This is a genomic window from Streptomyces sp. HUAS ZL42 (genome assembly GCF_040782645.1).
Taxonomy (GTDB): domain Bacteria; phylum Actinomycetota; class Actinomycetes; order Streptomycetales; family Streptomycetaceae; genus Streptomyces.
The window spans coordinates 9,130,425-9,151,286 of the sequence record NZ_CP160403.1 but is presented as its reverse complement, the minus strand read 5'-3'; the positions used below and the strand labels follow the sequence as shown (position 1 = coordinate 9,151,286).

Genomic DNA, 20,862 nt, shown 5'->3' with positions numbered 1-20,862 from the left:
CACGGCCTGGGGCAGGTCTAGGGGACGTCGACGGACTGCGGCATCTCACCCGCGGTCGTCGTGACGTCGATCACCGAGAAGTTCGCGCCCTGCAGGTCGCTGAGGGCGGCGAACCGGCCGAACGGCGTGTCCATCGGTCCGAACCGCAGAACGGCGCCGAGCTTGGTCGCCTTCGCGACGGCGTCGTCGCAGTTGTCGACGGTGAAGTAGACGTTGATGTACGACGGGACCTCGGGCGGGAACTCGTCCGTCATCTTCATCCGGCCGAGGACCGTGTCGTCGCCGAGGTTGAACAGGCGGAAGTCGACGGCTTCGTCCTGCAGCTGCTTCGCCGAGTAGCCGAAGACCGCGGGGAGGAACGCGTCCGTCTTCTCCGGCTCACGCGTGAAGACCTCGGCCCAGCAGAACGCGCCGGGTTGCTCGGGCGGCGCCTCGAAGCCCTCGTGGGTGCCCGCCTGCCACACCCCGAACACGGCGCCGCTGGGCTCGCGGCCCAGGCACATGGTGCCGAACTCGCCGACCTGCATCGGCTCCATCAGCACCTCACCGCCGTTCTCGCGGATCTTCACCGCGGTGGCGGCGGCGTCGGCGGAGGCGAAGTAGAGGCACCACTGCGACTGGCCCTCCTGGCCCGGCATCGGCGGTACGACCGCGGCGACCGCCTTGCCGTTCACATAGGCCTGGGTGTAATTGCCGTACTCCGACGACGCCTCGCCGAAGCTCCAGCCGAGGACGTCGCCGTAGAAGCTCTTGGCCCCCTCGACGTCGCTGAACATCGCGTCGGCCCAGCAGGGGGTTCCCTCAGGTTGCACGGCCATGACTGCGGACCTCTTCCGGATCGGTGGGTTGTCCGATTCCTCACGCTAGTCACGCGCCGGTCGGACCGCGCGCCGAACCCTTCGGCCGTTACACACTGGAGTGACACGGTCTGCTCTGCGACGGAACGGGGCACGGTATGGCGGACGGGACGATGCGCGCGTGGTCGGTGACGGCGCCGGGACCGGTGGAGAAGGGGCCTCTCCGGTTCGTCGAGAGGCCGGTGCCCGTGCCCGAGGCCGATGAGCTGCTCGTGCACGTGCGGGCGTGCGGCGTGTGCCGTACGGATCTGCACGTCACCGAGGGCGACCTGCCGGTGCACCGGTCCGGGGTGACGCCCGGGCACGAGGTGGTGGGCGTGGTGGCGGGGCGCGGGGCGGACGTGAACGGCTTCGCCGTCGGCGACCGGGTGGGCGTGGCCTGGCTGCGCGGCACCTGCGGCACCTGCGCCTACTGCGCGCGGGGCGCGGAGAACCTGTGCCCGCGGTCGCGGTACACCGGCTGGGACGCCGACGGCGGCTACGCGGAGTACACGACGGTTCCGGCGGCGTTCGCCCACCGGCTGCCCGGCGGCCTCGACGACGTGGCGCTCGCGCCGCTGCTGTGCGCCGGCATCATCGGCTACCGGGCACTGCGGCGCGCCGCGCTGCCGCCGGGCGGGAGGCTCGGACTGTACGGCTTCGGGGGCAGCGCCCATCTGTGCGCGCAGGTGGCGCTGGCCGAGGGCGCCACCGTGCACGTCCTGACCCGGGGTGCGGCCGCTCGCCGTCTCGCGCTGGAGCTCGGGGCCGCCTCGGCCCGCGACGCGTACGAGACGCCCCCGGAGCCCCTGGACAGCGCGATCCTGTTCGCCCCCGTCGGCGACCTGGTGCCGGTGGCGCTGCGGGCCCTCGACCGGGGCGGGGTGCTGTCGATCGCCGGCATCCACCTGAGCGACGTACCGCCCCTGCACTACGAGAGCGAGCTGTTCTACGAGAAGGAGATCCGCAGCGTCACCTCCAACACACGTGCGGACGCCCGGGAGTTCCTGACCCTGGCCGCCCGGCACGGCGTCCGCGCGACCACGCACACCTATCCGCTGTCGCGGGCCGCTCAGGCGCTGCGGGACCTCAAGGACGGGCGCTTCGACGGGGCCGCGGTGCTGGTGAACGACCTGTCCTGAACGCGGCTTCCCAAGCGTGCGGGAGCACGGGAGGGGAGCACGAGCACACACGGTGCGCCCACTGCCCCATACGGCAGGTTTGCACCACCAAGGACCAAAAACGCCTCCTTCACGCCCTACCCCGGCCGTCACCGGCGCTGTTTCGCTTGTACACGCGCACCAGCCCGCTCATCTCCCCGGGAGGGAATGTGTCCACACCGGACGGCGCCGCCGGTCCCGCCATCGACGAACCCGAACCCAGTTCCGGCGGTCGGCTCACCAGTCTCAGCACCCACGCGGCACGTCAGCTCGCCACCACCACCAAGTCCGAACCGCAGATGCAGGCCATCAGCTCACGCTGGCTGCTGCGGATGCTGCCGTGGGTGGACGTCAGGGGCGGCACGTACCGGGTGAACCGGCGCCTCCAGCTCCGCGTGGGCCGGGGCCGGGTGCAGTTCGAGCAGAACGGCGCCGACGACATCAAGGTCATCCCCCAGACGCTCACGGAACTGCCCGTGCTGCGCGGCTACTCCGACACGGACGTCCTGAAGGAGCTCGCCGGCCGTTTCCGGGTCCGGCAGGTCCGCGCCGGCCAGATCCTCTTCGCGGCCGGGCAGCCGGTCACCGAGACCTATCTCGTCGTGCACGGCCGGTTCACCCGCTTCACCGAGGGCAAGTACGGCGAGGAGGAGATCGTCGGGGTCGTCACCGACGGCGACCAGATGGGCGACGAGGCGATCGGCCAGTCCGACCCGCTGTGGCTGAGCTCGGTGCGGGCCGAGACCGCGGGCGTGCTCCTGGTGCTCCCCTGGAGCGTGGTCACGGAGCTCACCGGACGGGCACCGTCCCTCGCCGCCCACCTCGAGACGTACGCCGAGCGGCAGAGACTGCCGATGAACCGCAAGGGTGAGGCCGATGTCCCGGTGCAGGCGGGCCACGTCGGCGAACCCACGATCACCGGCGGCTACGTGGACTACGAACTCGCGCCGCGCGAGTACGAGTTGTCCCTCACCCAGACCGTGCTGCGCGTCCACACCCGGGTCGCCGACCTCTACAACGACCCGATGAACCAGACCGAGCAGCAACTCCGCCTCACCGTTGAGGAGATCCGGGAACGCCAGGAGTGGGAGCTGGTCAACAACCGGGAGTTCGGACTGCTGCACAACGCCGACTACGGACAGCGCATCAGCACCTTCGCGGGGCCGCCCACCCCCGACGACATGGACGAGCTGCTGTCGATGCGCCGCAAGACCAAGCTGTTCCTCGCCCATCCGAAGGCGATCGCGGCCTTCTTCCGGCAGTGCAACCGGCGTGGTCTGGTGCCCGGCACGGCGAGCGTCGAGGGGCACGAGATCCCCGCCTGGCGCGGCGTCCCGATCTTCCCGTGCAACAAGATCCCGATCAGCCCGCAGCACACCAGCAGCATCATCGCGCTGCGCACCGGAGAGGGCGACCAGGGCACCGTCGGCCTCTATCAGACGGGCATCCCCGAGGAGTACCAGCCCGGCCTCAACGTGCGGTTCATGGGCATCGACGCCAACTCGATCATCCGTTACCTCGTGACCGCCTACTACTCGATGGCCATCCTCGTCCCCGACGCGGTCGGAATCCTGGAGAACGCCCAGATCGGCCGGACGGCCGAGTGACCGCGTGGAGCACCCGATGAGCACGTCCCCGACCGCCGGCGCCGCCTCGATGCCGCTGCCCGGTCCACCCAACCTCGCCCGCACCGTGCGCAGCCGCCGCGGCGGGGCGATCCCAGGGCTGCGGTACCGGCAGGTCGCCCCCGCCGACCCCGAGCGGGTCCGGGAGATCGACCGCAGGCTGGAGACCTGGGCGCGGCGCCTCGACCTGTTCCCCGATGCGTGGTCGGGCGACTTCTCGGGGTTCCAGTTCGGCCGGGCGGTGGTGCTCCAGCACCCGGGTGCCGCCGACCTGGAGCGCCTGACCGTGGCCGGCAAGCTGCTGCTGGCCGAGAACATCGTCGACGACTGCTACTGCGAGGAGGACGGCGACAAGGGGGGTTCGCGGCGCGGCCTCGGCGGACGGCTGATCCTGGCCCAAGCGGCGCTCGACCCGTACCACGGCACTCCCGAACTGCAGGAGCAGTGGCTGCACGGCATGCAGGCCGACGGCCCGCTGCGCTCGTACCACTGGGCGCTGAAGGACTACGCCGCGCTCGCCACCCCCAGCCAGACCGACCGGTTCGTGCACGACATCGCCCGGCTGCACCTGGGCTACCTCGGAGAGGCGGCATGGGGCGAGACCCGGTACGTGCCCCGGGTGTGGGAGTACCTGGTGATGCGGCAGTTCAACAACTTCCGTCCCTGTCTGTCGATCGTCGACGCCGTGGACGGCTACGAACTGCCCGAGGCGGTCTACGCCCGCCCCGAGATCCAGCGCATCACCGCACTCGCCGGCAACGCCACCACGATCGTCAACGACCTGTACTCGTTCACCAAGGAACTGGCCAACGACCCGACCCACCTCAACCTGCCGCAGGTCGTCGCCGCCAACGAGCGGTGCGGGCTGAAGGCCGCGTATCTGAAGGCCGTCGAGATCCACAACCAGATCATGGAGGCGTTCGAGGAGGAGTCCGCGCTCCTGTCCGCCACCTCACCGCTCGTCGAGCGCTATGCGCGGGGGCTGTCCGACTGGGTGGCCGGCAACCACGAGTGGCACGCCACCAACAGCCACCGCTACCACCTGCCCGACTACTGGTGATCCGCGCCGAACCACCCACCGTCACACGCACCACCAGGAGGAGTCACCGTTGACCACCACCGCCCCCCACGCCGGCATCACGACGGCACCGGTGCCGGCCCAGTCCACGTACCAGACCCGCGTCGCGGACTACTGGAACGCCGAGGAGAACCCGGTCAACCTCGAACTCGGAAAGATCGACGACCTCTACCACCATCACTACGGCGTCGGCGCCGCCGACTGGACGGTGCTCGACGAACCCGACCCCGGCCTGCGCCGGGAGCGCATCACCGCCGAACTGCACCGGCTGGAGCACGCCCAGGCCGAACTCCTCGCCGGCCACCTCGGCCCCCTCTCCCCCGCCGACCGCGTCTTCGACGCCGGCTGCGGCCGCGGCGGCGGCAGCGTGGTGGCGAACCTGCGCTACGGCTGCCACGCGGACGGTGTCACGATCTCCGCCAAACAGGCCGAGTTCGCGCGCGCACAGGCACGCAAGCGGGGCATCGACGACAAGGTGCGCTACCACCACCGCAACATGCTCGACACCGGCTTCGACTCCGGCGCGTACGCGGCCTCGTGGAACAACGAGTCCACCATGTACGTCGAGCTGGACCTGCTGTTCGCCGAGCACTCCCGCCTGCTGCGCCGCGGCGGACGCTACGTCGTGATCACCGGCTGCTACAACGACACCTACGGACAGGCCTCCCGGGAGGTGTCCCTCATCAACGCCCACTACATCTGCGACATCCACCCGCGCTCGGCCTACTTCAGGGCCATGGCCCGCAACCGGCTGGTCCCGGTCCACGTGGAGGACCTCACCGCCGCAGCCATCCCCTACTGGGAGCTGCGCAAAGAGGCCGACCATCTCGTCACGGGCATCGAGCAGACGTTCCTGACGGCGTACCAGAACGGCAGCTTCCAGTACCTGCTCATCGCCGCCGACCGCGTCTGAGCCCCTGGCGGGATGCCGCGCTCCGGCCGCCGGACGTCTTCCCCCTTGCGCCGGGCTGTGCTTGCCTGGGGAGCCGTTTTCGGTGGCCGGGGCGGGAGTTGCCGTATGCGCAAGCCGTGGGTCGTGGGCGTGGTGCTGGCCGGGGTGCTGCTCGGAGCGTGCGGTGATCCGGCGTCGGCGCCGGAGGCCCCGCCTCCCTCGCCATCCGGGCCCGGGGCTTCGGCGGCCACGCACCAGCGGGCCGCCGCACCCGCGAGCACCGCGCCCGCGCAGGCACCCACCGTGCTCTATCTCGGTGACTCGCTCGCCATGGAGAACCAGAAGGTGCTCGGCCAGGAGCTGCGCAAGGACCTCAAGGCCCGGTACACCAGCGCGCCGTACTCGGGAACCACCCTGTGCGACTACCTGGAGGGCAGGGCGGACCGGTCCCTGGTCCCGGCGGCGGACAAGGCGGCCGCCCTGGTGCGCAGGCTGCGGCCCGACTTCGTGGTGCTGCAGTTCTGGGGCAACGCCTGGGGCTACACACCGTGCATGGACGGGATCACCTACGACGCGTCCCGCGAGCGCTACCACAAGCGGTACGAGTCCGACGCGAAGGAGCTCACCGAGCAGATCGCCGCGGCCGGAGGCGCGCACCGGCCGCGGATCGTGTGGGTGCTGCAGGGGCCGGACCCGATCACCCCGGACCGGGTGCGCCTGGTGAACGGCATCTACGAACTGCGCGCCGGCGCATCCGGCGACCTGCTGGCCGACGCCGGGAAGGTGGTGAGCGCCGCGGGGGCCCGCTTCAACTGGGTTCAGTACCTGCCGTGCACCCCGTACGAGCGCACCCACCCCGGCTACTGCACCGCATCCGGCAGCGACCGCACCGCTCTCCATCGCGACGACGACTACCTGCACTTCTGTCTGGCGCCCACGACGTCCACACCGAAGCCGTGCCCGGTCCGCTCCCCGGGCATCCTGCGCATCGCGCGCGAGATCACCCGGGTCGTCGGCGAGACGCTCCGCTCGCGTTGAGCACCGTTGAATTCGTTCGACAACACGAGTGTTGATCGCTGGAATGGGGCGCATGTGTGCCCAGAAGATGCGCGCCGGTGAGGTGGACATCGACGCGACCACGGTCGGCCGTCTGGTCGCCGGGCAGTTCCCTCGATGGGCCGGTCTGCCCGTGGAGCGCCTGAAGTCGTCCGGGACCGAGAACGCCATGTTCCGGCTCGGTACCGGCCTGGTCGTACGACTGCCGCGCCACCCCGGCGCCGTCGACGACGTCGCCCACGAACTTCGCTGGCTGCCGCGGCTGGCGTCCGGGCTGCCGGTTCCCGTGCCGGAGCCGCTGGGGCGGGGCGAGCCCGGCGCGGGCTTTCCGTGGCCCTGGTCCGTGTACCGATGGCTGGACGGTCACAACCCGGTCGTCGGGGCCGTCGAGGAGCCCAAGCTGCTCGCCGAGGACCTGGCGGCGTTCGTACGGGCGCTGCGCCGGACCGATCCGCAGGACGGGCCCACGGGTTACCGGGGCGTCCCGCTCGCGAGCCGGGACGAGTTCACCCGGGCGGCCATCGCGCAGCTGGACGGGAGGATCGACACCGATGCCGTGACGCGGCTGTGGGACGAGGCGCTGCGGCTCCCGCGGCACACCGCGCCGCCCGTCTGGGCCCACGGGGACCTGATGCCGGGGAACGTGCTGGTCAGGGGCGGGCGGCTGAGCGCGGTGATCGACTTCGGCACGGCAGGCGTGGGTGACCCCGCCGCGGACCTGATCGTGGCCTGGAACCTGCTGCCGGCCGGGGCCCGGGGCACTTTCCGGGAGGCCGTGGGCGCGGACGACGCCGAGTGGGCACGCGGCCGGGGCTGGGCGCTGTCGATCGCGCTGATCGCGCTGCCGTACTACTGGGTGACCAATCCGCCGGTGGCGGAGAACTCACGGCATGTGATCCGGGAGATCCTCACCGAGTGCGCATGAGGGCAGGGCCGAGCGGGGTCGGCCCTGCCCCGGTGGTGTGTCACTCCCCGGCATACGCCCGCTCCAGGGCGGCGATGTCGAGTTTGTGCATCGCCAGCATCGCCTGGGTCGCGCGGGACGCCTTCGCGGGGTCCGGGTCGCTGATCATGTCGTCGAGCCCGTCCGGGATGACCTGCCAGGACACGCCGTACCTGTCCTTGAGCCAGCCGCACGGGCCGGGCTCGCCGCCGCCCTCGGTGAGCTTGGTCCAGTAGTAGTCGATCTCCTCCTGGTTCTCGCAGAAGATCTGGAAGGAGATCGCCTCGTTGAACTTGAACTCGGGCCCGCCGTTGAGTGCGACGAACTTGTGGCCGTTGGCCGTGAACTCGACGGTCAGCACGGCACCCGCCGGGCGGGGGGCTCCCTCGGGGTAGCGGGCGACCTTGCCGACGCTGGAGTTCTTGAAGATCGACACGTAGTAGTGGGCGGCGTCCTCGGCCTGGTCGTCGAACCAGAGACACGTGGTGAGTCCGTCGGTGGCCATGAGTACCTCCTGGGGTGGAGACGCGGTCATCCCTGTCGACCGATCCTCGCCGGGAAACTCATCGGTCGGGCGGCGCATCAAGGCGGATTGACCCGTGTGGCCGCAGTACCGGCCCGAACCAGATCGACACCACGCACATCCACTTCGCACACGTCCGCCTCCCCGAACCGGACGCCACCGCGCTGGTCGTCTCCCGCGGCCGGCCCGCGTCGATCGTCGAATTCCTGGACGCCGTGGGCCCGTTGACGGACCCGGCCGCGCACGGCGGCGATCCGGCCGACGCGTTCCACGCCGTGGTGCCGAGCATCTCTCCGGTTTCTTCGAGAAGTTCAGCGAATTCTTGCGAGGAACCCCGGGGCCTTCAGCCCCGGGAGGAATCGCATCCTCGTGGCTGCGGCGCGGAGCGTTGCAGCGTCACTGCGTCTGTTCGGCCGCGGAGCGGCCGGGTGTCCCGCCCGGGCCGGGGGAGGAGGCGGATGGCGAACGTGTGACCGATTGATTCCCTCGATGTGGTGAGTGGATGCGAACGAGTGGTGGTGCCTCGCACGGGTGTGTAGCGTCGTTGATCGTGAAGCTGGTGGTGCAGGTCAGACTCCTACCGACGCCCGTGCAGGCGGCGGCATTTGAGGCGACCCTGCACGCCTGCAACGAGGCCGCGTCCTGGGTGTCCGAGGTGGCCTTCTCCAAGGATGTGAAGCGGAACTTCGCCCTGCGCGAGCGCACCTACAGCCGGGTCAAGGAGCGGTGGGGGCTCGGCGCGCAGGCCGCCCAGCACGTCATCAAGAAAACCTGCGACGCGTATACGACGCTGCAGGCAAACCTGAAGGCGGGCAACCTCGGCAAGCCCTGGTCCAAGCGCTACCGCCGGGCAGCTGAGAAACCGATCCGCTTCCGCCCCGAGGGCGCGCAGCCCTACGACGACCGGATGCTGTCCTGGCAGATCACCGAACGCACGGTGTCCCTCTGGACCCTGTCGGGCCGGGTGAAGAACGTGGCGTTCACCGCCTCACCCGAACATCTGGCCCGTCTTGCCCTGTACCGCAAAGGCGAGTCCGACCTGCTGTACCGGGACGGCATGTGGTTCCTGAACGCGACCTGCGAGGTCCCCGAGGCCGAACCCAACACCAGCGCGGAGGAGTTCCTCGGGATCGACATGGGGATCGTGAACATCGCCACCACCTCGGACGGCGAGATCATGGCAGGGCGTCACCTCAACCGGGGACGCCTGCGTGAACGTACGCTGCGCACCAAGCTCCAGCGCAAGAACACCCCGTCCGCCAAACGCCGACTGAAGAAGCGGCGTCGTAAAGAGGCGCGACGGGCGAAGGACATCAACCACAAGATCGCGAAACATGTGGTGGCCGAGGCAGAACGCACCGGTCGCGGAATCGCCCTGGAAGACCTGACGGGCATCCGCGAACGGGTACGGCTTCGCAAGCCCCAACGGGCCACCCACTCCTCCTGGGCGTTCGCCCAGCTGGGAGCGTTCATCGCGTACAAGGCCCGCAAGGCGGGAGTGCCGGTGGTGCACGTCGATCCGGCGTACACCTCCCGCACCTGCGCCGAATGCGGCCACATCGACAAGGCGAACCGGGTCTCCCAGGCCTGGTTCGCATGCCGGTCATGCGGATTCGTTGATCACGCTGATCGGAACGGCTCCCGCAACATCCGTGCTCGCGCGGAACAATTGTGGCGACGCGGGGCGCAGTCAACCGTCCCAGACCCACCCCTGAACCTGGGCCGTGGGGCAAGACGCAAACGCAGCACCACAGCCAGTGGCGCCCGTTGTGCAAGCCCGGGACTGTCCCGGGTCGTTGACGGAGTGGAGAAGGGCGAGGGCTGAGTGCTCTGCCCGCAGCAGATCTGCTGCGGGCCTAGAAAACCCCTGGGGCCCCGGTTCCCGGCCGAGAGTGGAGATCGCGGCGACGCCCGCCGCACCACGACACCCGACGACCAGGAGCGCACCGATGTCTCCACTCACCGCCGGTCTCGCGCCGGCGCTGCTGCCCCGGGCCGAGGAGGGCGACACGCCTCCCACCCGCTTCGACGACCATCTGGCCGCCCAGCTGCTCGCGCAGCGCATCATCCTCCTCGGCACCCAGGTCGACGAGGTCTCCGCGAACCGGGTCTGCGCGCAGCTGCTGATCCTGTCGGCGGAGGACCCGCGCACCGACATCAGCCTCTACATCAACAGCCCGGGCGGGTCGGTGACGGCGGGCCTCGCCGTCTACGACACGATGCAGCTCATCCCGAACGACGTCTCGACACTCACCCTGGGATTCGCCGCCAGCATGGGCCAGTTCCTGCTCAGCGTGGGCGCGCCCGGCAAGCGGTACGCGCTGCCCAACGCGCGCATCATGATGCACCAGCCGTCGGCCGGGATCGGCGGCACCACCGCGGACATCGAAATCCAGGCGGAGAACCTCGAGTTCACCAAGCGGACCATCGAGCGGATCACCGCCGAGCACACCGGCCAGACCCCGGAGACCATCTCCCGGGACGGCGACCGCGACCGCTGGTTCACGGCCGAGGAGGCCAAGGAATACGGCATGGTGGACCGGGTCGTCACGTCACTGGCCGACGTGCGCCCGGCCGCCACCCGGCGACGGATGGGGCTGTGACATGGGGACCTACACGATTCCGAACGTCGTCGAGCGGACCCCGCAGGGCGAGCGGTCCTACGACGTGTTCAGCCGGCTGCTGTCGGAGCGGATCATCTTCCTCGGCACCGAGATCGACGACGGCGTCGCCAACGTCGTCATCGCGCAACTCCTCCATCTGGAGTCGGCGGCCCCGGAGAACGAGATCGCGATCTACATCAACTCCCCTGGTGGCTCGTTCACCTCGCTCATGGCGATCTACGACACGATGACGTACGTACAGGCTCCGATCTCGACGTTCTGCGTCGGTCAGGCGGCATCCACGGCGGCCGTGCTCCTGGCCGGTGGGGATCCCGGGCGGCGGTTCGTCGTGGCTCGTTCACCTCGCTCATGGCGATCTACGACACGATGACGTACGTACAGGCTCCGATCTCGACGTTCTGCGTCGGTCAGGCGGCATCCACGGCGGCCGTGCTCCTGGCCGGTGGGGATCCCGGGCGGCGGTTCGTCCTCGAGCACGCGCGCGTACTGCTCGGCCAGCCGGCCAGCGGCGGCAGCCGGGGCATGGTCTCCGATCTCGCCCTGCAGGCCAGGGAGATGGTCCGGATCCGCACCCAGGTCGAGGAGGTGCTCTCCCGGCACACCCACCACGACATCGCGACGCTGCGCGCCGACATGGACCGCGACAAGGTGTTCACCGCGCAGGAGGCGGTGGCGTACGGGCTGGCCGACGAGGTGGTGAGCCGGCGCCTCACCGGGGTCTGAGGCGCCGGCCCGCGCGGCTCGTCAGGCTGCCAGGCAGAGCCCGTTGTACGGCGAACCGCTCGGCGTGCGGCTCCTGTCGGTCCGCCGGCTCGTCAGCCGGGTGAGCTCCCCCTGCGCCAGCGACAGCAGGTCGCCCAGGCCCAGGCCGAGGGCGTGGGCGGCGGCCGCGAGGACCTCCGAGGAGGCCTCCTTGCGGCCCCGCTCGACCTCGGAGAGGTACGGCATGGAGATGCGAGCCGCGTCGGCGACGTCCTTGAGCGTGCGTTCCTGGGCGAGGCGTTCACGGCGCAGGACGTCGCCGATCAGATCGCGCCAGAGGGGTTCCTTGGGAGCGGGTGCCTGGGCAGGCGGGCGTTCGGACACTGGGCGGGCCTTCCCCGGGCGTGTGGCTTGCGGGCGCAGGGGGATGACGCGGGCTTGGTTCGGCGCTTGACGGCTCACCGTCCCAGCCTAGGAGCGCACGGCGGCACGGGAAGGGTCCGGCGTTCCGCCCTCGGTGGAATCGGACGAATCACCCGCTCTCCTGACCGGCCCGCCCGTCGGTCCCCGCGCGCAGGAAGTCGGCGTGGATGAACACGCGTTCGGCCCACCACCCAATTTCCGCCGCCTGCAGGGCGCATGGGCATGCGCCGCCGGTCCCCGGGTACCCGCACGAAGAAGCGCACTTTCACGCAGCACACGTACAGGTCGCCGTGACTTTCGAGGGAGAGGTAATGCACACCGCCGTGATCGGTTCGGAGGCAGAGGTCGTCGAGGGGACCGCCGGGGCCAGCACGGGTGTCGGACCACTGCCGGGAGTAGAGGACCCGCGGAGCGTCGCTCCGCGCGACGCGCGGGAGTTGTCGCGCCAGTTCTTCCGCCGCCTGACGGAACTCGAGGAAGGCACGTACGAGTACCAGTACGCACGCAACACGCTCATCGAGATGAACATCTCGCTGGTGCGGTTCGCGGCCGGGCGGTTCCGCGGCCGCGGGGACGACATGGAGGACGTGGTCCAGACCGGGATGATCGGTCTCATCAAGGCCATCGACCGGTTCGAGCTGGCGCGCGGAGTCGAGTTCACCTCGTTCGCCCTGCCGTACATCGTCGGCGAGATCAAGCGGTTCTTCCGGGACACCACATGGGCGGTGCACGTGCCGCGGCGTCTTCAGGAGCTGCGCGTGGACCTGGCCAAGGCGCGCGACGAACTCGCCGCCCGGCTGGACCGGGATCCGACGGTGGCGGAGCTGGCCACGCTGATGAACCTGTCCGAGGAGGAGGTCGTGGAGGCGCAGGTCGCCGCCAACGGATACAACTCCTCGTCGCTGGACGCCGCTCTCACCGGCGACGGTCCCGAGAACGGCGAGGCGGTCCTCGCCGACTTCATCGGCGTGGAGGAGGACGGGCTGCGCCTCGTCGAGGACTTCCAGTCGCTCGCGCCGCTCATGGCCGAACTCAGTGAACGCGACCGGCAGATCATCCATCTGCGGTTCGTGGAGGAGGCCACCCAGGCGGAGATAGGTGAACGGCTCGGCTGCTCCCAGATGCACGTGTCCCGTCTGATCAAGCGGATCATCATGCGGCTGCGCCGGGGAATGCTGGGAGAACTCGGCTGCGCCTGACACGGCGGGCCTGACACCGCGGCGTCAGGAAGGCTGGGCGGCGTGCTCGCCGCTCAGCCGGACGACCGCGCTCACCCGCTTGCCGACCGGCACGCGCTCTGCGGTGACCTTCGCCGCCAGCGCGTGCACGATCTCCAGGCCGTGCCGGCCGACGCGTTCGGGGTCGCGCGGGAATCGCAGGGGCAGCGCGGCGCTGCTGTCCCAGACGCTGACCGTCACCGAGGCGTCGGTGCCCTCGAGTTCCAGGATGTAGGGCCCGTGGCTGTGCCGGTCGGCGTTGGTGACCAGTTCGCTGACCACCAGCAGCACCTCGCCGTCGACGCGGCCGTCGACGGTGGCGCACCACTCGGTCCTGAGCTGGTCGACGAAGAGCGCGGCGAAGGTCCGCGCCTGGGCGATGCATCCCGGTTCGCCGGTGAAGTGCGCCGCCCGTCGTAGCGGTTCCACGGGCACGTCGAAGCCAGTCGGCATCACTGCCCCGTCCAGGTGCTCGATCATGCGTTTCTCTCTCGGACGCCGGCCCGGCCGGACGCTGCTGCACCTGTGCTCTTACCCCGAGCCGGGCCGGGCAGTCCCCGTGAGCACGGGCCACCGCCTCACGGCACCGCTGTCAGGGACGAGGGCCCCGGCGCCTCGCTCACGCCGGGTACCGAGGACGGAGGCGCCGAGGAGGGAGGCACGGAGGAAGGAGGCACGGACGGCGGTGGCACGGACGGCGGTGGCACAGACGGCGGTGGCACGGACGGCGGTGGCACGGAGGGGGACGAAGGAGGCGACGAGGACGGCGATTGGGAGCTCGGGGACGACGACGGAGCGGTCGACGTCGGCGGGCAGGGCTTCGTGGAGGGGCTGGGCTTGCCGCTGGGCGAGGAGACGCACGGAGACGGGGAGTGGGAGCTCGGCGACGACGACGTCGGCGGCGTGGTGACCGTCACGGACGGGGTGGGCTTCACCGGCGGCTTGGCCTTTTGGTCCTTGCCGCCCGTGTCGCCGCGGTGGCGTGCGAACCAGTGGTCGTGGTCGTGGTCGTAGAGGACGAAGACGTTGATGACCGTCACGGACGGGGAGACCACGACGACGTTGGAGGAGCGGTACGACGCCCAGGTGTCGCCTTTCGGCTTCGGCGTCCCCTGCTGGGCGACCGGCGGGGTCAGCGGGTTGCCGCAGGCGCAGCGGACTCGGGGCACACCGTGGCCGTCCACGAGGACGGCCGTGCCGGTCTGCAGGACGGCCTGGTAGCCGGTGGCGGTGCCGTCGTTGTAGCCGTGGTTGGTGACGCGGGTGTCCATACGCAGCTGTACGGGGGTGAGCGAGCGCAGATACGAGGGGACCTGGGCGGTGTCGACGCCGGCGACCGAGGCGAACGCCTTGCTCTTCGAGGGGGCCGCCTGCATGTACTTGACCTGCTTCTCCACGTCGCAGCTGGAGACGCGCTGACTGCCGCCGTACAGACCGGCTGTGCCGCCGCCGACGCTGCGCACCGCGTTGGCCGGGGCGGACTCGGTGGCCGTCGCGGAGGGCGACACCGGAGGGGCGGTGTTGTCCGTGGCCGTGGACGGGGTGAACGGGTCCGGGCCGCTCTTGCCCGCGGCCTGCAGGAAGACCTCGCCTCCGCCGCTGCCGGAACCGCCGCCGGAGCTGCTGAACACGACCGCGAGCACGACGGCCGCCACCACGGCCGTGGACACGACCGCGACCCGCGGGGCTGACTTCCACCACGGCCGGCCGGGCTCCGGCGCTTCCCCGCCGCCGGTCGGCTGCGAGGGCGGGCCGGGAGGCGGAGGCTGGGAGGGCGGAACCGAGGGCGGCTCGGAGGGACCCGACAGCGGGCCGGAGGGCGGCCCTGAGGGGCGGCCGGATGACGGCGGTTCGACGCTCACGAGGTCTTCTTCCCGTCGCGGATGTCCCGCGGCAAGTCATGCCATTTGCACCACTTCGTTATCCAATACACCTATTGTGTGCTCCATTTCCGTTCCGACCGCAAGCCCACGCGGACGGACCTCCCGGCAGGCACGCGTTGCCCCGGCTGCTTAGCGTGGCGGGGTGAGCCCGCACCGCCCTCCTGACCAGGGCCCGGCCCGCCACGGCTGGGTCCAGGCCGCCGTCACGACGCTGGCCGGGCTGGTCGCCATGGGCGTCGTGGCCGCCCTGGGACTGTGGGCGGCCGGTGCGACGGATCTGCCGGACGGCGCTTTCCCGAGGGTCGTGGCGGCGACCGTCGTCACGGCCGTCGGCGGCACCGTCGAACTCAGCGGCAACGCCGGGGACCTCGCCGAAACCCAGGCGGGGCTGACCGTGATTCCGCTGTCCGTCACGCTCGTCGGCGCCCTGGTCGTCGCCGCGGGGTTTCTGCGGCCACTGCGCCACCGGGCGGTGGCCGGCGCCACGGAGCTGGCGGGGTGGGCGGGCCGGATCGCCGTGCTGTGGCTGCTCGGGCTGCTCGGCCTCGCCCTCGGGGCCCGCCAGACGTTCGCGATCTCCGTCGGGAACGACATGCTCGACGACCTCGGCGACGTGTTCGGCGTCAGTCCCGAAGTCGGCTTCACCACGGACGTACCGCTGACACTGCTCGTCGGCCTGCTGTGGCTGTCCGGTGTGCTCGTGCTGAGCCTGCTGGTCTCGAGCGGCGCCCCCCTGCCCGCCCGGCTGCTCCGCTTCCAGGAGTCGGTGCGGCCGGCCGCGTACGTCATGGTCGCGCTGCTCCTGGCTTGCGTTGGCCTGGGCGTCCTCATCGCCCTCGTCACCGCGGCGACGCGCGGTCGTCCCGTGGAGACCCTGGCGGTGATCCTGCTCGGCCTGCCGAACGTCGTCTGGCTGGCGCTCACGATCGGTCTGGGCGCCACCTGGCACGGCAGGGTGGAGGGACCGTTCGGCCTGCCCATGCCGCACGTCCTCGACGAGGTGCTGCGCGGCCCGGACGACTCCACCCTCAACCTGAGCACGATCACCGAGTACGACGGCCGGTGGTGGTGGCTCATGGCCGTCGACGCGCTGCTGCTGCTTGCCGCCGCGTTCGTGATGGCGGCCCGCTCACCGGCCCGGATACGCGCCTGGCAGCACGCCGTGCACATGGCGGTCGCACTCGCGCTCACGGTGCTCATGATCTGTCTCCTCTGCCGCATCTCCGCGCACTACGGCCTGTCCGTGCTCGGCATCAGCGACCTGGGCGGCCTGTCCGGAGACCTGTTCCTGCGCCCCGACCTGGGGACGGCGCTGGGCTTCGCCGTGCTGTGGGGGCTCGCGGCGGGCTTCCTGGGCGGGCTGCTGGCACACCGGCTGCGGCGACGGGGTGAGGTGGCGAAGGAGTGGCAGGGATGAGGTCGACGGCGTCGGGCCGGGACCGGCCTCAGGGCCGCCGTCCGAACGCCGGTTCCGCCCACCGCGGCGGTGGCTTGGGCTGCTCCTCGCGGGCTGCCGCGACTCTCGCGTCCACCTCGGTCGGCGGGTGACCGGCCTCGGGCGCACCGGATCCCGCCGCGCGCAGGGCCGCGACGAATTCGAGGCAGGAGTCGTGACGGTCGTCGGGGATCTTGGCGAGGGCCTTGGCGAACACCGCGTCGAGGCGGGGCGTGAGGTCGGGGCGGTCCTCGGTGAGCTGGGGCGGGTCGTCGTACTGGTGGGCCCACAGCAGGGCCATGTCGTCCTCACGGCGGAAGGGTGGCCGGCCCGTCAGGGACTCGTAGACCACGCAGGCGAAGCTGTAGACGTCGCACCGGCCGTCGACCGGGCGGCCGGAGATCTGTTCGGGGGCGACATAGTCCAGGGTGCCGACGAACTGTCCGACCGTCGTGAAACCGGTCAGGGACAGCGACTTCTTCGTGAGGCCGAAGTCGGTGAGGTAGACGTGCTCGGGGTGGTCGCTGTCGGTGCCGCGGGACACCAGGATGTTGCCGGGCTTCACGTCCCGGTGCACCAGACCGTGCTCGTGGGCCGCGTCGAGCGCGGAGGCGACCTGGGCGGCGATGCGGACGGCGGTCGCGAGCGGCAGCGGGCCCTGCTGGTCGAGAAGATGGCGCAGGTCGCTGCCGGAGACGTACCGCATGGCGATGTACAGGATGCCGTCGGTCTCACCGGCCTCGAAGACCGGCACGATGTGCGGGTGGTCGATCGCGGCGGCCACCCGGGACTCGTGGGTGAAGCGCTGCCGGAAGGTGTCGTTGCGGGCGAGTTCCGGGGCGAGGAGCTTCAGGGCGACCGTGCGGTCCAGACGCAGGTCCCGGGCGCGGTAGACGACGGCCATGCCGCCGCGGCCGATCTCCTGCTCGACGCGGTAGCTCGCGACCTGCTTGCCGATCAGGTCGGACGGCCGGCCGGAGAAGAGGCTGGTGTCGCGTGCCATCAGGGTTCACCGTCGTGGCCGACGACCTGAGTGGGTGCATGGCCCGGGTCCTGGTCCTGGGCCATGCTGGGCTCGGCGTCCGTGGCGTACGTGGCCAGCCGCGTCCCGTCGCCGTACGCCCACCGGCCCTGTGCGGGGTCGTAGAGCCACACGGACTCCCCGTCGACGACGACGCCGATCCTGAGCCCCTGTGTGCGGCGCCGGAAGGTCTCGCCGTCGAGTCCGCCGCCGGCCAGGTCCTCGACGGCCGCCCGGTAGTCGGCCAGGGCCCGTTCGGCGCGGGCGAGCAGGGGGCGCGGGTCGGCGGCATTCGTGGGCGGGCCGCCCGGGGCGGGCGGGTCCTTGGGTACGGCGACCAGGAAGCGACTGTCGACCCAGGCCGACCAGCCGTTGGCGCACAGGATCTGCCCCCAGTCGCCGCGCCGCTCGATCAGCTGGACCGGCAGCAGCGGGTCGAGGGGCACCGTGGGCCGGCCCGGATCGGGGGCCTCCCAGGCGGGCATGCCGTGCTGGGGGACGACGTGCGTGGGCCGGAAGCCGGGACTCGTCATCGTCATGGCACCCCCTACTTCCGCAGCACGGCCGGTTCGTGCCGGCGCAGCAGCCGGGACACCACGAAGCCGAAGACCGCCGCCAGCACGACGAGCATGGCGATGTCGAGCAGCCATACGCCCGTCGAGTGCCGGAACAGCGGGTCGTCGGCCAGCTCACCGGGCACGATGCGGGCCAGCCCGATGGTGCCGGCCATCGCAGCCAGCGCCCACCGGGAGGGCACGAGCCAGGACAGCTGCTCCAGACCGGGTACACCGTCCAGCTTCAGCAGGGCGCCGCAGAAGACGACCTGGACGACGGCCAGCAGGACCAGCAGCGGCATCGTCACCTCCTCCTTGCGCACCAGCGCGGACACGACCAGGCCGAGCATCATCGCGGTGAAGGCCAGCAGGGCAACGGCGATCGTGATCTCGATCAGCGGCGGCATCAGCACGCCGTTCCCGCCGGGCGCGTTGAGGTCCACGCCGAGCAGGGCGACCAGGGTCAGCACGACGGCCTGCAGAACGGTGACCGTGCCGAGCACGACGACCTTGGACATCAGATACGCCGATCTGGACAGGCCGACGGCCCGCTCCCGCCGGTAGATCACGCGTTCCTTGACGAGCTCGCGCACGGCGTTGGCCGCGCCGGTGAGCACTCCGCCGACGCAGAGGATGAGCAGTACGTTCATCGCCGTGTCCCGGGTCAGCCGGTCACCGGCGAGCGCACGGGCCGTTCCGCCCATGACGAACGGCAGGGCGATCATGATGGCCAGAAAGGTGCGGTCGGCGCCGAGCACGGCCTTGCAACGGCGGACCAGGGTGCCGAGCTGGGCCACCCGGCTGCGCGGCCTGGTCGGCGGAAGCATGATCACAGGGCCGGAGCGTGGCAGGCGGGGCTGCGGGCTGGCGTTGACGACGTACTGCCGGTGGAACGGCGAGTCGCGGTACTCCTCCCCCCAGTCCCGGTACTGGTCCCGTTCGAAGGCCTCGAAGGCCTCCGGCCACTGCTCGAAGCCGAGAAAGGCGAGGGCGTCGTCGGCCGGGCCGTAATAGGCGACGGTGCCGCCCGGCGCAAGGACCAGGAGGCGGTCGCACATGTCGAGGCCGAGGACGCTGTGGGTGACCAGGATGACGGTCCGGCCGTCGTCGGCGAGCCCGCGCAGCATGTGCATCACCGAGCGGTCCGTGCCGGGTTCGAGGCCGGGGGTGGGCTCGTCGAGGAAGAGCAGCGACGGCTTGGTCAGCAACTCCAGGGCCACGCTGACCCGCTTGCGCTGCCCACCCGACAGGCTGTGCACCCGCTGCAGGGCGCGCTGTTCCAGACCCAGCTCGCGGATCACCTCGTCGACCCGTTCCCGGCGTTCCGCCTTCGCGGTGTCCTGCGGGAAGCGCAGTTCCGCGGCGTAGGCGAGGGCGTCGCGGACGGTCAGCCGGGCGTGCAGGATGTCGTCCTGCGGCACCAGGCCGATGCGCTGACGCAGTTCGGCGTAGTCGCGGTAGAGGTCGCGCCCGTCGTACAGGACCGTGCCGTGGCCGGCGGGGCGCTGCCCGGTCAGGGCGTTGAGGAGTGTGGACTTGCCGGCGCCGCTCGGGCCGACGACCGCGAGCAGGCACTTCTCCCCCACCGGGAACGACACATGGTCGAGCAGCGCCTTGCGGCCGTGGTCGACGGCGACGGTGAGGTCCTGCACGTCGAGGGAGATCTCCCCGGTGTCGACGTACTCCTGCAACTGGTCGCCGACCAGGGAGAACGCCGAGTGACCGATGCCGACGATGTCGCCGGGGCCGATCGTGGCCCGGGTGACGGGCTGCCCGTTGAGATAGGTGCCGTTGTGGCTGCCGAGGTCCTCGATCTCGTACGTCCCGTCCGGCAGGGCCCGCAGTTCGGCGTGCCGTCGGGAGACGACGAGGTCCTCGATGACGAGGTCGTTCTCGGCGGCTCTGCCGATGCTGAAGGTGCGGGTGGGCAGCGGCCGTACCGTCGTCGGCCGCCGGTAGGTGCCGGTCAGCGCGGGCATCGAGACCGCGGACGGGCGTTCCGGGGACGGCGGGGGGAGCCCCGCCAGGACGGCGCGCGGGCCGTCGAGGGGGTTGCCGAAGCGGATGACCGTGCCGGGGCCCACGTCCCATTCGTAGACGCGGCGGCCGTCGGCGTAGGTGCCGTTGGTGCTCTGCTCGTCCTCGATGGTCCAGTGGTCACCCGCGGGCCGCAGCACCGCGTGGTGCCAGGAGACCCGGCTGTCGTCGAGGACGATGTCGCTGACCGGGTCGCGTCCGACGTGGTAGTCGTGGCCAGGCGTCATCACCGTGGAGCCCGACTCGGTCACCAGCACGAGTTCGGGCGCAGTCGAGGCGACCGGGCGCTCCGCCATGCCAGAATTCTACCGATTCGCCCGAATGCGCACTCGGTGAAGTCGGAGGTCCGGGCGGTCACGTCCTGGTGTCACGTGTCAGGCGACGGGTACGACGAGGGCCGGGACGGTGCGCTGCATACGCAGGGCGTCGACGGACTCGGCGAGCAGCTCGTACTCGGTGGTGTCGTCGCTGGCGGCGATCCGCACCAGCCGTCCGACGGCCAGCTCGTCGGCCACCAGTTCCTGCTGCCTCACGTCGGCGCACCAGGCGCGCAGCACCCCGGGCACGTCGGGCACGGTGTCGGCGACCGGAACGAGCGCACTCTGCGGGAAGTGGGCGCTCTCCGGCTGCGGATCGAGCCGCTCCGCGATCCAGGAGGCCCGGTCGCGCAGCCACCACAGGGCCAGCGCCAGGGTGGGCGCCCGATAGGTGCCCAGCGGTACGCCGATGCGCCTGCCGTCGCACATGCCGTACGCCGTGACATGACACAGGAATTCGTCGTGCACGTCTCACTCCCCCGTTACCTCGTTCGTCGTGTGCCGGTGCGGCCTCGCTTTCCGTGCGGCTCCTGTGC

General features: G+C 70.9%; 20 protein-coding genes and 2 pseudogenes. 13 read left to right on the top strand and 9 right to left on the bottom strand.

Features of this window, described 5'->3' with window-relative positions:
• Positions 1 to 17: 17 nt before the first annotated feature.
• Positions 18 to 818, bottom strand: coding sequence for a VOC family protein (locus ABZO29_RS41800; RefSeq protein WP_367325420.1), 801 nt, complete (start codon positions 816 to 818; stop codon positions 18 to 20).
• A gap of 152 nt (positions 819 to 970) precedes the next feature.
• On the opposite strand from ABZO29_RS41800, the gene ABZO29_RS41795 reads away from it, so the two are divergent.
• The 6 genes from ABZO29_RS41795 to ABZO29_RS41770 all read left to right on the top strand — a co-directional run bounded on the left by ABZO29_RS41795 (position 971) and on the right by ABZO29_RS41770 (position 7,572).
• Positions 971 to 1,978: a zinc-binding alcohol dehydrogenase family protein gene (locus ABZO29_RS41795; RefSeq protein ID WP_367326386.1), complete on the top strand. Its 1,008-nt coding sequence runs from the start codon at positions 971 to 973 to the stop codon at positions 1,976 to 1,978.
• Between the two features lie 188 nt (positions 1,979 to 2,166).
• On the top strand, positions 2,167 to 3,603 hold the full coding sequence (locus ABZO29_RS41790; protein ID WP_367325419.1) for a family 2B encapsulin nanocompartment shell protein: 1,437 nt from the start codon (positions 2,167 to 2,169) through the stop codon (positions 3,601 to 3,603).
• Between the two features lie 16 nt (positions 3,604 to 3,619).
• Entirely contained in the window at positions 3,620 to 4,681 is a 1,062-nt protein-coding gene (locus tag ABZO29_RS41785) for a family 2 encapsulin nanocompartment cargo protein terpene cyclase (RefSeq protein WP_367325418.1), read from the top strand.
• Between the two features lie 49 nt (positions 4,682 to 4,730).
• Positions 4,731 to 5,612 carry a geranyl diphosphate 2-C-methyltransferase gene (locus ABZO29_RS41780; protein WP_367325417.1) on the top strand — a complete coding sequence of 294 codons (882 nt, stop codon included), beginning with the start codon at positions 4,731 to 4,733 and terminating at the stop codon, positions 5,610 to 5,612.
• A 105-nt stretch (positions 5,613 to 5,717) separates the two neighbouring features.
• Positions 5,718 to 6,629, top strand: coding sequence for an SGNH/GDSL hydrolase family protein (locus tag ABZO29_RS41775; RefSeq protein WP_367325416.1), 912 nt, complete (start codon positions 5,718 to 5,720; stop codon positions 6,627 to 6,629).
• 52 nt (positions 6,630 to 6,681) lie between these two features.
• A complete protein-coding gene (locus tag ABZO29_RS41770) occupies positions 6,682 to 7,572 on the top strand; it encodes an aminoglycoside phosphotransferase family protein (RefSeq protein WP_367325415.1) in 891 nt (296 codons plus the stop codon).
• Positions 7,573 to 7,612: 40 nt separating this feature from the next.
• On the opposite strand, the gene ABZO29_RS41765 is transcribed toward ABZO29_RS41770, so the two are convergent.
• The gene (locus ABZO29_RS41765; protein ID WP_367325414.1) at positions 7,613 to 8,095 is read right to left on the bottom strand and encodes a VOC family protein; all 483 of its coding nucleotides are present in this window, start codon (positions 8,093 to 8,095) and stop codon (positions 7,613 to 7,615) included.
• A gap of 122 nt (positions 8,096 to 8,217) precedes the next feature.
• Between ABZO29_RS41765 and ABZO29_RS41760 the strand changes: the two are divergent.
• The 5 genes and pseudogenes from ABZO29_RS41760 to ABZO29_RS41740 form a co-directional block, all read left to right on the top strand.
• Positions 8,218 to 8,403: pseudogene (locus tag ABZO29_RS41760) on the top strand (epoxide hydrolase); the annotation flags it as partial.
• A gap of 260 nt (positions 8,404 to 8,663) precedes the next feature.
• The gene (locus ABZO29_RS41755; protein ID WP_367325413.1) at positions 8,664 to 9,938 is read left to right on the top strand and encodes an RNA-guided endonuclease InsQ/TnpB family protein; all 1,275 of its coding nucleotides are present in this window, start codon (positions 8,664 to 8,666) and stop codon (positions 9,936 to 9,938) included.
• Positions 9,939 to 10,062: 124 nt separating this feature from the next.
• Positions 10,063 to 10,716 (top strand): ATP-dependent Clp protease proteolytic subunit, encoded by a 654-nt coding sequence (locus ABZO29_RS41750; protein ID WP_367325412.1) that lies wholly within the window; start codon positions 10,063 to 10,065, stop codon positions 10,714 to 10,716.
• A 1-nt stretch (position 10,717) separates the two neighbouring features.
• A complete protein-coding gene (locus tag ABZO29_RS41745; RefSeq protein WP_367325411.1) occupies positions 10,718 to 11,107 on the top strand; it encodes an ATP-dependent Clp protease proteolytic subunit in 390 nt (129 codons plus the stop codon).
• Positions 11,068 to 11,460, top strand: a pseudogene (locus tag ABZO29_RS41740) (ClpP family protease); the annotation flags it as partial. The gene ABZO29_RS41745 and the pseudogene ABZO29_RS41740, both read left to right, overlap by 40 nt.
• Before the next feature lie 21 nt (positions 11,461 to 11,481).
• Here ABZO29_RS41740 and ABZO29_RS41735 read toward each other — a convergent pair.
• The gene (locus ABZO29_RS41735; RefSeq protein WP_367325410.1) at positions 11,482 to 11,901 is read right to left on the bottom strand and encodes a helix-turn-helix domain-containing protein; all 420 of its coding nucleotides are present in this window, start codon (positions 11,899 to 11,901) and stop codon (positions 11,482 to 11,484) included.
• Positions 11,902 to 12,173: 272 nt separating this feature from the next.
• Here ABZO29_RS41735 and ABZO29_RS41730 point away from each other — a divergent pair, with 272 nt between their 5' ends.
• Positions 12,174 to 13,061, top strand: a complete 888-nt coding sequence (locus tag ABZO29_RS41730) for an RNA polymerase sigma factor SigF (RefSeq protein ID WP_367325409.1) — start codon at positions 12,174 to 12,176, stop codon at positions 13,059 to 13,061.
• A 24-nt stretch (positions 13,062 to 13,085) separates the two neighbouring features.
• Here ABZO29_RS41730 and ABZO29_RS41725 read toward each other — a convergent pair whose 3' ends face one another.
• Together ABZO29_RS41725 and ABZO29_RS41720 are read right to left on the bottom strand one after the other, a co-directional pair.
• Complete coding sequence (locus ABZO29_RS41725; RefSeq protein ID WP_367325408.1) at positions 13,086 to 13,559, bottom strand: ATP-binding protein; 474 nt, start codon at positions 13,557 to 13,559, stop codon at positions 13,086 to 13,088.
• Between the two features lie 98 nt (positions 13,560 to 13,657).
• Positions 13,658 to 14,941 (bottom strand): DUF6777 domain-containing protein, encoded by a 1,284-nt coding sequence (locus ABZO29_RS41720; RefSeq protein ID WP_367325407.1) that lies wholly within the window; start codon positions 14,939 to 14,941, stop codon positions 13,658 to 13,660.
• 163 nt (positions 14,942 to 15,104) lie between these two features.
• Here ABZO29_RS41720 and ABZO29_RS41715 point away from each other — a divergent pair, with 163 nt between their 5' ends.
• Complete coding sequence (locus ABZO29_RS41715; RefSeq protein WP_367325406.1) at positions 15,105 to 16,379, top strand: streptophobe family protein; 1,275 nt, start codon at positions 15,105 to 15,107, stop codon at positions 16,377 to 16,379.
• A gap of 28 nt (positions 16,380 to 16,407) precedes the next feature.
• Here the strand turns inward: ABZO29_RS41715 and ABZO29_RS41710 are convergent, their stop codons facing one another.
• The 4 genes from ABZO29_RS41710 to ABZO29_RS41695 form a co-directional block, all read right to left on the bottom strand.
• Positions 16,408 to 17,400, bottom strand: a complete 993-nt coding sequence (locus ABZO29_RS41710) for a serine/threonine-protein kinase (RefSeq protein WP_367325405.1) — start codon at positions 17,398 to 17,400, stop codon at positions 16,408 to 16,410.
• On the bottom strand, positions 17,400 to 17,951 hold the full coding sequence (locus tag ABZO29_RS41705) for a hypothetical protein (protein ID WP_367326385.1): 552 nt from the start codon (positions 17,949 to 17,951) through the stop codon (positions 17,400 to 17,402). The genes ABZO29_RS41710 and ABZO29_RS41705 overlap by 1 nt, the downstream gene beginning before the upstream one ends.
• Positions 17,952 to 17,965: 14 nt before the next feature.
• The gene (locus ABZO29_RS41700; protein ID WP_367325404.1) at positions 17,966 to 20,305 is read right to left on the bottom strand and encodes an FHA domain-containing protein; all 2,340 of its coding nucleotides are present in this window, start codon (positions 20,303 to 20,305) and stop codon (positions 17,966 to 17,968) included.
• 78 nt (positions 20,306 to 20,383) lie between these two features.
• Positions 20,384 to 20,794 (bottom strand): hypothetical protein, encoded by a 411-nt coding sequence (locus tag ABZO29_RS41695; RefSeq protein WP_367325403.1) that lies wholly within the window; start codon positions 20,792 to 20,794, stop codon positions 20,384 to 20,386.
• Between the last annotated feature and the right edge of the window lie 68 nt (positions 20,795 to 20,862).

Bases quoted from the DNA above. Each gene is read 5' to 3' on its own strand.
- ABZO29_RS41745 (WP_367325411.1), top strand. From the start codon at position 10,718: ATGGGGACCTACACGATTCCGAACGTCGTCGAGCGGACCCCGCAGGGC.
- ABZO29_RS41730 (WP_367325409.1), top strand. From the start codon at position 12,174: ATGCACACCGCCGTGATCGGTTCGGAGGCAGAGGTCGTCGAGGGGACC.
- ABZO29_RS41795 (WP_367326386.1), top strand. From the start codon at position 971: ATGCGCGCGTGGTCGGTGACGGCGCCGGGACCGGTGGAGAAGGGGCCT.
- ABZO29_RS41700 (WP_367325404.1), bottom strand. From the start codon at position 20,305: ATGGCGGAGCGCCCGGTCGCCTCGACTGCGCCCGAACTCGTGCTGGTG.
- ABZO29_RS41770 (WP_367325415.1), top strand. From the start codon at position 6,682: ATGTGTGCCCAGAAGATGCGCGCCGGTGAGGTGGACATCGACGCGACC.
- ABZO29_RS41705 (WP_367326385.1), bottom strand. From the start codon at position 17,951: ATGACGAGTCCCGGCTTCCGGCCCACGCACGTCGTCCCCCAGCACGGC.
- ABZO29_RS41785 (WP_367325418.1), top strand. From the start codon at position 3,620: ATGAGCACGTCCCCGACCGCCGGCGCCGCCTCGATGCCGCTGCCCGGT.
- ABZO29_RS41800 (WP_367325420.1), bottom strand. From the start codon at position 818: ATGGCCGTGCAACCTGAGGGAACCCCCTGCTGGGCCGACGCGATGTTC.
- ABZO29_RS41725 (WP_367325408.1), bottom strand. From the start codon at position 13,559: ATGATCGAGCACCTGGACGGGGCAGTGATGCCGACTGGCTTCGACGTG.
- ABZO29_RS41765 (WP_367325414.1), bottom strand. From the start codon at position 8,095: ATGGCCACCGACGGACTCACCACGTGTCTCTGGTTCGACGACCAGGCC.
- ABZO29_RS41750 (WP_367325412.1), top strand. From the start codon at position 10,063: ATGTCTCCACTCACCGCCGGTCTCGCGCCGGCGCTGCTGCCCCGGGCC.
- ABZO29_RS41710 (WP_367325405.1), bottom strand. From the start codon at position 17,400: ATGGCACGCGACACCAGCCTCTTCTCCGGCCGGCCGTCCGACCTGATC.
- ABZO29_RS41775 (WP_367325416.1), top strand. From the start codon at position 5,718: ATGCGCAAGCCGTGGGTCGTGGGCGTGGTGCTGGCCGGGGTGCTGCTC.